Here is a 12,820-nt window from a genome sequence, read left to right as displayed (position 1 = left end):
GAGAGAAAGAGAGAAAGAGAGAAAGAGAGAGAGAGATGAATGCCAGTGCGGGACATCTCACTACTCCATCTCCGTGAACTCCGTGAACTCCGTGTGAAACCTTCTCCTTCCTATTTCCTGAGGTACGCACGCCAGTTGCCCAAGGAAGTGATCTCCTCGGCACCCTCGATTGCCCACGCTTCGCAGACGAAGCCGCTGCACGAGATGGCGTCCTCCAGCTCCACTTTGCCGATGCCGAGCGGTGAAGGAATGCCTGCGACGAAGGTCCCGAAATGCTCCTGAGGCACTGCCCACACTTCGACATCGATCGCTGCTCCTGCTTCGTTCGTTCGAACCAAGCCTGGCCGCTGTGGCGGCCCGCCGGGAAGCGCGTAGAACCGGTAACGCGGCGCGGTTCGTGTGGCACGCACCAGGAATCCCTTTCGCTGGGTCAGTTGATGATTCAGCGGCAGACCGCTCATGTGGGCACCGCATACAGCGACGTGCACGTACCCCGACGCCGTGGTCTGTTCAACCGGTGAGGGGACCGCATCATTCGTGGTTCCCAGTCGCGATGAACTCACCGCATGAAGTCGCGCACCGATGCCGACCAGCGCCTTATCGGTCCCTGCCGGAGCGATCAGCGTCACACCGAACGGCAGACCGTCGCTCCGAAAACCCGCCGGCACGGCAATCGCGGCGAGGTCGAGCAGATTGACGAAGTTCGTGTAGTGCCCGAGATTGGAGTTCAGCGTCACGGGATCGGCGAGAACGTCCGCGATCCGATAGATCGTGCCCGCACTCGGCACCATCAACGCATCCACCTGTTCCCAGACGGGCGCGGTTGCACGCTGCAGTGCTTTCAGTCGATATTGGGCACGGAAGGCGGCAGCCGCCGTTGCCTGCGATCCCGCCCCGATGATCGACGCTGTGACTGGATGCAGTGCCTTCGGATGCGCCGCGAGGAACTCCTCTATCGCCGCGAAGCGCTCGGCAACCCAAGGTCCTTCATACAAAAGTCGCGCGGTTTCGAAGAAGGGCCGGAAGTCGAGCTCGACCACCGTACAGCCGATCGACGCTGCCTGCCGGTGCGCTCGTCCAAACAGCTCCGCGTATTCAGTATCGCCGAAGAACTCCAGTTGATCGCGACGTGGAATGCCGATGCGCAGGGCGTGAGGCAGCCCACGTGCCGGCAGGTCTCGCGAATAAGCATCTGCTGCATCAAATCCCTGCGCGACATCGAGCACGCGCCGCGCATCGCCCGCGCTCAGCGAAAAGATGGAAACGCAGTCGAGCGATCGGCAGGCAGGCACAACACCCGCCGTGCTCAGTGCGCCGCAGGATGGCTTCAGGCCCACGATGTTGTTGAAGGCAGCCGGCACCCTTCCGGAGCCTGCGGTATCCGTGCCGAGCGCGAAGCTCACGAATCCTCGCGCCACGGCAACCGCGGACCCGCTGCTGGACCCGCCGGAGATGTAGCGCGAATCGAAGCTGTTCTCGCACGCGCCGAACGGTGATCGCGTTCCAACCAGCCCGGTGGCGAACTGATCGAGGTTCGTCTTTCCGATCGGGATCGCACCGGCAGCGATCAATCGCTCGACGACGAAAGCGGATTGCGTCGGGACGTAAGCGAACTCAGAGCACGCGGCGGTCGTCGGCACACCCGCAAGATCGATGTTGTCCTTGATCGCGAACGGCACACCATAAAGCGGCAACTCATCCATGGACTTCTCCCGGAGCCGTGCCGCATACGCCATCACCTGATCCCGCGCCAGCCGGTGAATCCACACGTTGCCCGCCGGCGCGGCGTCGATCCGGTCGAGGAGCGCACCGATCATCGCCTCGACGGTTGAGCGCCCAGTGCGATAGCCGTCGAGCACCGATTCGATCGTCAGTGCGGTCATGCCACCACCTCGGCGACTTCTGCCTTCATCACCACGAGCACGTCGCCAGCGTTGACTGCTTTACCCGCCTCACAGCGCAGCTCGGCAACGATGCCGGCAGATTCCGCAACGATGGGGATCTCCATCTTCATCGCCTCTACGATCAACAGTTCCTCGCCCTCTTCCACCGCCTGCCCGGGCTTCACGGCAACCTTCCAGACGCTGCCCGTCACCGGAGATGACGCGGCAACGCTGCCTTCGGGAAGCGCCTGCACTTCTTCTCGTTCCGATACAGCCTGAGCTTCGGAGTGGAACGTCAGTTGTCCATTCGCACGCCAGCGTTCGCGCTCGGCATCGAATGCCGCCTGCTGTCGCGACTTGAAGGCGGCAATGGAATCGCGGTTGGCCGCGAGGAAGTCACGGTACTCGGACAACCGCAATGTCGCGGGCTCGACCTTCAGCTCGAATCGCCCGCGAATGAAATCCTCCCGAAGCTGCAGCAGCTCCTCGGCGCTCACCGGGTAGAACCTGAGCTGGTCGAAGAATCTCAGCAGCCATTGTTTACCGTCGGTGAAGTCACGCGTCTGTCGATAGCGATTCCACATCTGCACGGTTCGGCCGACGAACTGGTAGCCGCCCGGCCCTTCCATGCCGTAAACGCACAGGTACGCACCGCCGATACCGACAGCATTTTCGGGTGTCCATGTTCGCGCGGGGTTGTACTTCGTCGTAACGAGCCGGTGACGCGGATCGAGCGGCGTCGCCACGGGAGCGCCGAGGTAGACGTCACCCAGTCCCATGACGAGATAGCTGGCATCGAACACGATGCGCTGCACATCCTCGATGGAATCGAGTCCGTTGATCCGGCGAATGAACTCGATATTGCTCGGACACCAAGGCGCGTCCCTGCGAACCGACTGCGAGTATTTTTCGATCGCGAGGCGCGTTGCCGGATCGTCCCACGACAGCGGCAGGTGAACGATGCGGCTCGGCACCTCCACATCGTCGACCCCGGGCAGCTCGGCCTCCCCGCGCTTCAGGACATCGACCAGCGCCTTCTGAGAGATCACCCGACTGTCGTAGTGGATCTGCAGCGATCGGATGCCCGGCGTCAATTCCTGGACACCGCGCACGCATTCGCGTTGCAGCCACTCCATCAACGAATGCACACGGAAGCGCAATTCGAGATCGAGCACCGGATCGCCGTATTCCACGAGCAGGTACTTGTCGCCAGCCTGGCGGTAGCAGACCGCAGGGCCCGGCTGCGCCGGCGAGCCCGCGAGGATCGCGGACGGCGTTGTCGCATCAGATGAGCCGAGGGTCGGATGGCCATGCAGCGCTGCGATCGACTCCTCCATGCCGCGCTCGAGCAGCGTCGCCTGTTCGACTGAGACGCGCTTGAACCGAACGCGATCGCCCGGCCGCAGCTGCCCGACCTTCCAGAGTTCCGCCCGCACGATGGTCGCGGGGCACACGAATCCGCCCAGACTCGGCCCGTCCGGCCCGAGGATGACAGGCATATCGCCGGTGAAATCGATGGCACCAATCGCGTACGCGTTGTCATGAATGTTCGAGGGATGCAGCCCTGCTTCGCCGCCGTCGCTGCGCGCCCACTGAGGCTTCGGACCGATGAGCCGGACACCGGTGCGACTGGAGTTGTAATGGACTTCCCAGTCGGCGTCGAAGAACCTCTGGATGTCGGCCGGCGTGAAGAATTCCGGCGCCGCATGCGGCCCGTACATCACACCGATCTCCCAATCGGAGCCGTAGTGCATCGCCATGTCGGTTGAAACTTCCGCCTTCGCGTCAATCGTCGGCAAGTTCGCCATGCGCAATGTGTCACCGGCGCGCAAGGCACGGCCCGCGTGCCCGCCAAACTGCCCGAGAGTGAACGTCGCCCGACTTCCCATGTACGGCGGCACATCGAAACCACCGCGAATGGCCAGGTACGTTCTCTGACCGCCGCCCGTGATCTGGCGCAGTTTCAGCGTACTGCCCGCCACGATCGCGACGGGCCGGTAGTACTCGACAGGTGCACCGTTGAGATCGGCTTTCATTCTCGCGCCCGTCAATGCAATCACCGTCGGCGCGTTGAACCGGAGCGTCGGTCCGCTCACCGTCAGCTCGAGGCCCGCGGCGTGTTCCTCGTTGCCCACCAGCCGATTCGCGACGCGAAAGGCCAGATCATCCATCGGACCCGAGGGGGGCACGCCGATGTCCCAGTAACCGATCCGTCCCGGAAAATCCTGCACCGTCGAATGAGTGCCGGGCTGAACGACTTCCACAGTGGCGGGCTGGTATTTGAAGTTCGACAGATAGCGCGTGAACTGCCGGCCTTCGGCGAACACGCTGTCGTGCACGATCGCACGCAGATAGGCCTGATTGGTCTCGATGCCGTGCACCTGCGTCTGTGAGAGTGCACGATCGAGGTTCGCCAGCGCTTCCTCCCGCGTCTGACCATCGGCGATGATCTTCGCGAGCATCGGGTCGTAGTGAGCCGGCACCTCGGTGCCCGTTTCGATCCACGAATCCACGCGAGCGTCGCGCGGCAACTCCACATGCGACAGCAATCCGCTCGAAGGCCGGAAGTTGTGCACGGGGTCTTCCGCGTAGAGCCGGACCTGGACCGAATGTCCTCGCGGTGTGTGAACATGGCTCGAAAGGTCGGGCGGCTCGTTCGCGGCGACGAGGATCATCCATTCGACGAGATCGATGCCGGTGACCTGCTCGGTCACCCCATGCTCGACCTGGAGCCGCGTATTCACTTCGAGGAAGTAGAACCGCCCCGACGTGTCGTCATAGACGAACTCGACTGTACCGGCGGATCGATAGCCGATCGCCTCACCGAGCCGCTGCGCACTGCGCAACAGTTGCGACCGGACGTCTTCACTGAGATGCGGCGCCGGTGTCTCCTCGATCACCTTCTGATTGCGACGCTGCACCGAGCAATCGCGCTCACCGAGCGCCACGACCTTGCCGCGACCGTCGCCGAAGATCTGCACTTCGATGTGGCGCGCCCGCTCGACGTACTTTTCCAGGAAGACGCCGCCCTGGCTGAAATTGCTTCTCGCCAGCCGCTCGACCGAATCGAATGCGTCGCGCAGTTCTTGCTCCGAACGGCATAGCTGCATGCCGATGCCGCCGCCGCCCGCCGTGCTCTTCAGCATCACGGGCCAGCCAATGCGCCGCCCTTCTGTCAGCGCATGCTCGATATCGTCGAGAAGACCACTGCCCGGCAGCAGCGGCACTTCGTGACGAAGCGCCAGCTCACGGGCCGTGTGCTTCAATCCGAAGTCCCGCATCTGGCCCGGTGTCGGCCCGATGAACGCGATCCCGGCCGCCTCGCAGCGCTCTGCAAACGCGGCGTTCTCGCTCAGAAAGCCATATCCCGGATGAATCGCCTGCGCACCACGCTCTCGCGCAGCTGCAATGATCAGATCCTGTGCCAGATAACTTTGCGCAGCCGGCGCCGGCCCGAGCCTCACGGCTTCATCGGCCAGCGCCACATGCATGGAATGCCGGTCAGCATCGGAGTAGACGGCGACCGAGCCGATCCGGAGTTTTTTCAGCGTGCGAAGAATGCGACACGCGATTGCGCCGCGGTTGGCGATCAGCACCTTGTCGAACATGGAGCACCGTGAGGCCCAAGGTGCCGGGTCGTCCCGGCGTTGTTTGTTCGGCTCGCGGGTCGTCCCGCGAGGAGTGACCCGTCACCTCAATCCCACACCATCACTTCCACAGGCGTCGGGTTGTATCCGTTACATGGATTGTTCAGCTGCGGGCAATTCGAGATCAGGATCGTGACATCCATCTCCGCCCGCATCTCGACGTACCGGCCCGGCCCCGAGATGCCGTCGGCGAAGGTGAGCTTGCCGGCGGGTGTGACGGGCACATTCATGAAGAAGTTCACGTTGCTCGACAGGTCGCGTTTGCTGAAGTCGCGGCCGAACGTCGAGCCCCAGCGAGCGAGTGCGATGAGAAAGCTGTCGCGACAGCTGTGCATGTGCCGCTTCTCGTGCGCATACCGCACCGTGTTGCTCTCTGCCGAACAGGCGCCGCCGAGCGTGTCGTGCCGGCCGCAGGTGTCGGCAACGATCGTCAGCATCGTGTTGCCTTCGTTCGACAACAATGGCGTGCCAGCCGTGAGATAGATGTTTCCCTGCGCGCGAATCGTGTCCTGCGCGCTGTAACGTTCTTCGAGCGTCCCCGAGCGATAGAACAATGTATCGACAGCCTGATTGCCCTCGAGATCGAGAATGCGGAAGGACTGCCCGGCCTTCACGGTGCCGAGCCAGGGCTCGCCGGCAGCGATGACCACGCGGTGAATGGCATTACCGGGATCGAGCTTGCTTTCAACGAGGGGCATGGGCACTCACGTCACTCATCGGAACCATACTTCCGTATTCCTGAACCCGCGTTCGTTCTCCGGGCACTTCATCCGGCAAGGATCGTTGCGCGGGGCCGGCCGCGAATGCCACGCAGTGAGCTGCATTTCCCGCGGCTGGTAAGTCGTCGCCGGGTCGAGAGGGTGCTGGCAGGTCGAAAGCACCAGCAGCACGTTCATCTCGAAACGCAGGTCGACGTAGCTGCCGGCCTTCGAGTTGCCGGACTGGTAATGCAGGTGACCTTCGTCGTCGACGGTCACCTTGCTGAAGAAGTTGATGTTGGCGCTGAGGTCGCGCTTGCCGAGGCCGTACTTGCCCAGTTCAGTGAGCAGGCTCTCGTAGCCGCTGCGATACCAGTTGTTGCGACTCTCCTGGTAGCGCGACACGCCGTACTTCTTCTCGACATCGCCGGGCGAAGTCACACCACAGATCGTGTCATGCCAGCCGCAGGTGTCATCCGTGATGGAACACAGCACGCGCCCCATGTCCGAGTAGCACACGAAACCAGACGTCAGATAAGCAGTGTGCTGCGCCTTGAGCGTGTCCGGCATGTTGTAACGCTCGAGGCGATCGTCGTAGTTGAAGAGCAACGCAGATACGTTCGCACCGCCCGCCACATCCGTCAGGCGCAGCGTCGTCCCCCGCCGCAACAGGCCCGACCAGTGCGCGCCCGAAGCAACGTGTTCCTCCCAGAGCATCCAGTAAGGAGCGCCTTCCGCCATTGATGTAGACGACCTCGAATCAGTTTGTTGTCACGGAGGAGGAGCAAGGAACGGGCCAAAACGGGCAATGGGCGGTGAGCGACGAGCGATGAGCCGGAGGGAGACGCAGAGACGTTGGTGCACGCTGCATCGGGAGCAGCGCCGAGAAGTTGCATCGTGCATGTGCGCGTGCTTCGGGTCGCACCATCCCCGAGCACTTCCAATCGACTTCGCCCCACGAAGCAGCAGAACGAGATCGCACAAATGCCCTTCCGGCTCACAGCTCGCCGCTCGCAGCTCGTCGCTCCCTCCGGCACGTCCCTTGCACTTCCCCTCCCACAACAATGTGCGTCTAGGGTTCCGGCTGCGCAGCGGTGCGTGGTGCTGGTCCGAGAGAGGCAGTCCGGGCAGCGATCGCTGACGGATACACGGCGGGATAAAAGCCCGGGAGGTCGGGAGCCTTTGACTTGGGCTCCCTTGGAACGCGGCGCTGACAGCGTGCGGGACCGACCGATCCCCGTGGACCGACCGATCCTCGAGTTGCGGTGCTGCGATGTCCGACCGGCAACGATCACTTCGTTTCGGTCGGCCCCTGACTGGACCGCAAACAACGAGGAGTCGCCGCATGCATTCGTCCTTGAGAGCCCTGGCCCGCGCATCGATCGTGGTCTGCGCCCTTCTGGCCGCCACGTTCACCCCCACTGCTTCGGCCGCGGAGAAGAAGTCATTCAAAGTCGCCTGGAGCATCTACGTTGGCTGGATGCCCTGGGACTACGCGGCCGAGAGCGGCATCCTGAAGAAGTGGGCCGACAAGTACGGCATCAAGATCGAGCTCACGCAGATCAACGACTACGTGGAGTCGATCAATCAATACACGGCGGGCAGCTTCGATGCCTGCGTGATGACGAACATGGACATGCTGACGATTCCGTCAGCGGGCGGCGTCGACTCCACCGCGCTCATCGTCGGCGACTTCTCGAACGGCAACGACGGCGTCGTGGTGAAGGGCAAGGGCAAGAAGCTCGCGGACATCAAGGGGCTTCCCGTCAACCTGGTCGAGCTTTCGGTCTCCCACTACCTGCTCGCCCGCGGTCTCGAAACTGTCGGCCTCAAGGAACGCGACATCAAGGTCGTGAATACCTCCGATGCCGACATCGTCGGTGCCTATGCCGCGGCCGACACGAAGGCTACGGTGACGTGGAAACCCCAGCTCAGCGAGATCCTCGCGTCGCCCGACGCGCAGCTCGTCTTCGACTCGAGCAAGATCCCCGGCGAGATCATCGACCTGATGGTCGTGAACAGCGCGACGCTGAAGGCCAACCCCGCCTTCGCGAAAGCACTCGTCGGCGCCTGGTACGAAACCATCGCCCTGATGGCGAAGAAGGATCCAAAGGCTCTCGCCCACATGGCGAAAGCCTCCGGCACCGATCTCGCCGGCTTCAACGGCCAGCTCGCAACCACCAGGATGTTCTGGACGCCCGCTGAATCGCTCTCCTTCGTGACCGGCCCACAGGTACAGACGACGATGGACCTCGTCCGCAAATTTTCCTTCGACCACGGCCTGCTCGGCGAAGGCGCCAAGACCGTCGATGTCGTCGGCATCGAGTTCCCCGGCGGCAAGACCCTCGGCAACGCGAAGAACATCAAGATGCGCTTCGATGCGACGTATGTGAAATTGGCGAGCGAAGGGAAACTGTGAACGGGAAGCGGGGAAGCTGCGAGCGACGAGCCGCGAGCCAGAGCGGAACCCTCTTCTCTGCCTCTGGCTCATAGCTCACCGCTCACAGCCTCTTATGCCCCGCCTCATCAACCTCCACCCCCCACGCGGCAGCGCGGCGTTTCTCGCCGTGCTGCCGTTTCTCGTTCTGATCGCCGCCTATCTGTTCGGGTCGAATACGCGGCTCGAGGCGAATCCTGACGACAAGCTGCTGCCTTCGGTCGCCACGCTCGTGGATACGGTGCACGCCTATGCGTTCGAGGAGGACCGACGCAGCGGGGAGGTCTTGCTCTGGGTCGATACGTGGGCGAGCCTCAAGCGCATTGTCGTCGCGCTCGGGATCAGCGCAGCGATCGGCCTGGGCCTTGGCCTCACGATCGGTGCGATTCCATACATACGTGCGCTCGCTGCGCCGTTCGTTGCAGCCGTATCGATGATTCCGCCGCTGGCGATATTGCCGGTGCTGTTCATCGTTCTCGGACTCGGTGAAGTGGCGAAGATCGCGCTCATCGTCATCGGCGTCACGCCGGTGATTGCGCGTGATGTCGCGTTGCGAGCGGGCGAACTGCCAACCGAACAGTTGATCAAGGCACAGACGCTCGGTGCTTCGAGCTGGCTGCTGTCGACACGCATCATCCTTCCGCAATTGTGGCCACGACTCATCGATGCAGTGCGACTGCAGCTCGGCTGCGCGTGGCTGTTCCTGATCGCGGCCGAAGCGATCGCTTCGACCGAAGGGCTCGGCTATCGCATCTTCCTCGTGCGCCGCTATCTCGCCATGGATGTGATCCTGCCCTACGTCTTCTGGATCACGCTGCTCGCGTTCCTGATGGACTGGATGCTGCGCATCGCGCGCCGACGGCTGTTTCCCTGGGCGGAGTCGCAAAGATAAATGGCGAGCGTCACGGTCAAGCGATTGTGGAAGGAGTACGGCCGGCAGGTCGTGCTCGAAAACCTCAACCTCCGGATCGAGGACGGCGAATTCGTCACGATCGTGGGTGCATCGGGCTGCGGCAAGACGACGTTCCTGCGACTGCTGCTCGGAGTCGAGAAGCCGACGCGCGGCGAGCTGCTGATCGACGACAAGCCCATACCGCCCGAGCCGGGACCGGATCGCGGCATCGTCTTCCAGAGGTACTCCCTCTTTCCTCATCTGACGGTGACCGAGAACCTGCTGCTCGGCCTCGAGTTCACCGGGTCGCGATTTCTCGGTCGGCTCTTCGGAGCGAAGCGTCGCACAGCGCTGGAGAAGGCGAATGCGCTGCTCGATTCGATTGGCCTCTACGCCGCGCGCGACAAGTATCCCTCGCAGCTCTCAGGCGGCATGCAGCAGCGCCTGTCCATCGCCCAATCCGTGATCTGCGAACCTGAGATCCTGCTGCTCGATGAGCCGTTCGGCGCACTGGATCCCGGCATCCGCGCCGACATGCACGAGATCATCCTGCGCCTGTGGTCGCAGAACCGGATGACGGTCTTCATGATCAGTCACGATCTGAAGGAGAGCTTCCAGCTCGGAACGCGACTGCTCGTGTTCGACAAGCGCCGGCAAGACCCGCAGGATCCGGATGCCTACGGCGCAACCGTGACGTACAACCTGCCGCTCAAAGCAAAGGCAACCGACCGCCTGGCAGCGTGAGACACCCCCGTCGCGGGCCGACGCACCGCAGCAGCATTTGACAGTGGTCTCATCGCTTCCCTGACGACCGTCAAAAATTGCGACCTGTGTCCCCTTCTGCAGCGAAGGCGCTCAATCACACCCGGCCCGTGCCGTTATGGGAACCAACGCCGCTCCCGCCTGCTGTTTAACGAAGAACACGCACGCAGGTACCGGTATGGCAGTTACCTCAAGATCGGAGCGACGAGCGATGTCCGGTGCACATCAGCAGACAATCCTGGCCGTAGATGATTCAGCGTCCATGCGGCAAATGGTCCGCTTCACTCTCGAAGGCGCGGGCTACAAGGTCGTGCAGGCCGCCGACGGCGTGGAAGCCCTCGAAATGGCCAGGGGTGCCTCTGTGGACCTCGTGCTGACCGACGTGAACATGCCGCGCATGGATGGCATCTCACTCGTCCGCGAACTGCGCACACTCGATTCTTACAAGTTCACCCCGATGCTCGTGCTCACGACCGAATCGGGTCAGGAAACGAAGATGCGCGGCAAACAGGCCGGCGCCACGGGATGGATCGTCAAACCCTTCAACCCGGAACAGTTGCTCGCGACCATCAGCCGCGTGCTCTGAAGCGTTTCCAATCATGTCGGCGAGCACGACAGACACCTCCGTCACCCAGCAGCTGCGAGTCCTGACCGACTGGTCGCCTGAGCGCCAGCTCGCGCTCATGCTCGGGCTCTGCGAGGCGCAGATGGACTCCGCGATGCAGGAGTCCGACCAGGCGGTCGATACGCTGATCCAGGCGTTCACCAATCTGGTCGACAGCGCGAAGGCCGTTGGATCGGTCGCCGAAAGCCTGCCCGAAGAAGTGAAGGCGCAGCTCGCACCCGAGCTCAGCGCGCAGCTGGCAGTGTTCTCGCGCCAGATGGCCTCGGCCGTCGTTGCCTTCCAGTTCTACGACAAGCTCTCCCAGCGCCTCGGCCACGTGCGCTACAGCCTCTCCGCCCTCGCCCTGTTCGCCTGCAACCAGGAACAGATGCAGCAGCCGGAGCAGTGGACCCGCCTGCATTCGACCCTGCGCCGTCTGTATCGCACGCAGGAAGAACGTGAAGTCTTCCAGGTCGTCATGGACAGCGAAGCTTCCGGCTTCGTCCACGGCTCTCCTCCGCCGCCGTCGGTGATGGCGGGCGAACGCGCCAAAGCGGGCGAGATCGAATTGTTCTAGTCACTCCCCTTCTTGCGCGCCTACGGTTCCGCGTCACATTCGACGATGTGACAGAACGTCATAATTTGCGCTTCTAACAGGGATTTTCCCTGTCGGGGCATCCCTGAGCGGCCGCGAAGTTGAGACGTGTGTCGCGAGTTGGCGAATGGCCCGACACACCCGAAAGGAGTGTGACCTGCCGCACGGAGTAGCCCACGCATCGGACTATCTTCGACAGCGAACACATCATTCAGTCGCGTGACCGGGAAGCTCCCGGCGCGCATCCGCAGACCGACATGCGGAAACAGGAGGCGCAATGTTGATCGAATCGCGGACTATCGTGGGTGCATCTGCCGCACTCGCCATCGTCGGCGCTGCGTTGTGGGGATCGGCTTTGATGATGGAACCGCCATCGCAGTCCGGCCGGGTCGAGATTCGGCAGGTTGAAGACAAGTCGTGGAGCGTCGAAGTGAAGGATATGGGCGGTCTCCAGGCCTCCCCTTCCGAAGCGCAGAAGACGGCTGCCGTTACGCGCTGAAGCTTTTCTGCAGATCAAGCCGCCGAGTCGCTCTCATGGGAGGGGAGCGATCGGCGGTTTTTGCTTTTCATGTACCCTCTCTGCCATGAGCACCCTCTACCTCATCCGCCACGGCCAGGCTTCCTTCGGCACCGACAACTACGATCAGCTCTCGCAGACCGGCCGCAAGCAGGTGCAATTGCTCGGAGAGTATTTCGCCGAAGCCGGCGAGCGCATCGATCGCATCTACACAGGTACCCTGCAACGGCAGAAGGAAACCGCCGAGATCATCGCGTCGGCGCTGGGTTCGACCGTTCCTCCGGTCGCAGTCGACGGTGCCTTCGACGAATACGACAGCGACGTCATGCTCCGTGAGTTCGCCGGATCGCTGACCGCTGCTGAGCTCGCAGAAGCCGGCTGGCCCGAGCTGCGCCACGATCGCCGGAAATTCCAGTTCTTCCTCGAGCGTGCGGCCCGTGCCTGGGTCGAAGCCCGCATCGAAGCCACGGCGATGCTGCCGTGGAAAAACTTTCACGGCCGGATCACCGGGGCCCTGCAGCGGATCATGCAGTCCGAGGGCCGCTCGAAGACGCTGATGATCAGCACATCCGGCGGTGTCATCGGCACGACTGTCGCTCACGTCCTGGGCTTGTCGAATCACATGGGCGTCGAGCTCAACTGGGCCGTTCACAACGCGTCGATCACGCGCCTCATCTACAGCAGCGAGAAGGTTTCGCTGTCGATGTTCAATGCCCTGCCGCATCTGGACAGGCAGGGGCGGCGGGAGTTGATCACGTATCGATAGCGTCGTGATGATGACTCGA

Annotated in this window: 11 protein-coding genes and 1 riboswitch; of the genes, 7 read left to right on the top strand and 4 right to left on the bottom strand. The window is 62.7% G+C overall.

Annotated elements, in window-relative coordinates; translation table 11 throughout:
- Window positions 1-110: 110 nt before the first annotated feature.
- The 4 genes from atzF to HNQ60_RS01190 form a co-directional block, all read right to left on the bottom strand.
- The gene (atzF, locus tag HNQ60_RS01205) at window positions 111-1,883 is read right to left on the bottom strand and encodes an allophanate hydrolase (RefSeq protein WP_184329196.1); all 1,773 of its coding nucleotides are present in this window, start codon (window positions 1,881-1,883) and stop codon (window positions 111-113) included.
- A complete protein-coding gene (gene uca / locus HNQ60_RS01200; protein WP_184329195.1) occupies window positions 1,880-5,491 on the bottom strand; it encodes an urea carboxylase in 3,612 nt (1,203 codons plus the stop codon). The genes atzF and uca overlap by 4 nt, the downstream gene beginning before the upstream one ends.
- An 86-nt stretch (window positions 5,492-5,577) precedes the next feature.
- Window positions 5,578-6,228 (bottom strand): urea amidolyase associated protein UAAP2, encoded by a 651-nt coding sequence (locus HNQ60_RS01195; protein ID WP_184329194.1) that lies wholly within the window; start codon window positions 6,226-6,228, stop codon window positions 5,578-5,580.
- Window positions 6,229-6,243: 15 nt separating this feature from the next.
- Window positions 6,244-6,969, bottom strand: a complete 726-nt coding sequence (locus tag HNQ60_RS01190) for an urea amidolyase associated protein UAAP1 (protein WP_184329193.1) — start codon at window positions 6,967-6,969, stop codon at window positions 6,244-6,246.
- 320 nt (window positions 6,970-7,289) lie between these two features.
- Window positions 7,290-7,401, top strand: a riboswitch (guanidine-I (ykkC/yxkD leader).
- A gap of 172 nt (window positions 7,402-7,573) precedes the next feature.
- Between HNQ60_RS01190 and HNQ60_RS01185 the strand changes: the two genes are divergently transcribed.
- From HNQ60_RS01185 to HNQ60_RS01155, 7 genes are all read left to right on the top strand, one after another.
- A complete protein-coding gene (locus HNQ60_RS01185; protein ID WP_184329192.1) occupies window positions 7,574-8,647 on the top strand; it encodes a putative urea ABC transporter substrate-binding protein in 1,074 nt (357 codons plus the stop codon).
- Between the two features lie 94 nt (window positions 8,648-8,741).
- Window positions 8,742-9,557, top strand: a complete 816-nt coding sequence (locus HNQ60_RS01180; RefSeq protein ID WP_184329191.1) for an ABC transporter permease — start codon at window positions 8,742-8,744, stop codon at window positions 9,555-9,557.
- On the top strand, window positions 9,558-10,301 hold the full coding sequence (locus HNQ60_RS01175) for an ABC transporter ATP-binding protein (protein WP_184329190.1): 744 nt from the start codon (window positions 9,558-9,560) through the stop codon (window positions 10,299-10,301).
- 229 nt (window positions 10,302-10,530) lie between these two features.
- Window positions 10,531-10,905, top strand: a complete 375-nt coding sequence (locus HNQ60_RS01170; protein WP_184329189.1) for a response regulator — start codon at window positions 10,531-10,533, stop codon at window positions 10,903-10,905.
- A gap of 13 nt (window positions 10,906-10,918) precedes the next feature.
- Complete coding sequence (locus tag HNQ60_RS01165; RefSeq protein WP_184329188.1) at window positions 10,919-11,500, top strand: hypothetical protein; 582 nt, start codon at window positions 10,919-10,921, stop codon at window positions 11,498-11,500.
- A 295-nt stretch (window positions 11,501-11,795) separates the two neighbouring features.
- Complete coding sequence (locus HNQ60_RS01160) at window positions 11,796-12,017, top strand: hypothetical protein (protein WP_184329187.1); 222 nt, start codon at window positions 11,796-11,798, stop codon at window positions 12,015-12,017.
- 85 nt (window positions 12,018-12,102) lie between these two features.
- A complete protein-coding gene (locus HNQ60_RS01155; protein WP_184329186.1) occupies window positions 12,103-12,801 on the top strand; it encodes a histidine phosphatase family protein in 699 nt (232 codons plus the stop codon).
- The last annotated feature ends 19 nt before the right edge of the window (window positions 12,802-12,820 follow it).

Source organism: Povalibacter uvarum (assembly GCF_014202975.1).
Taxonomy (GTDB): Bacteria; Pseudomonadota; Gammaproteobacteria; order Steroidobacterales; family Steroidobacteraceae; genus Steroidobacter; species Steroidobacter uvarum.
This window is presented reverse-complemented; position numbering and strand designations above follow the sequence as displayed.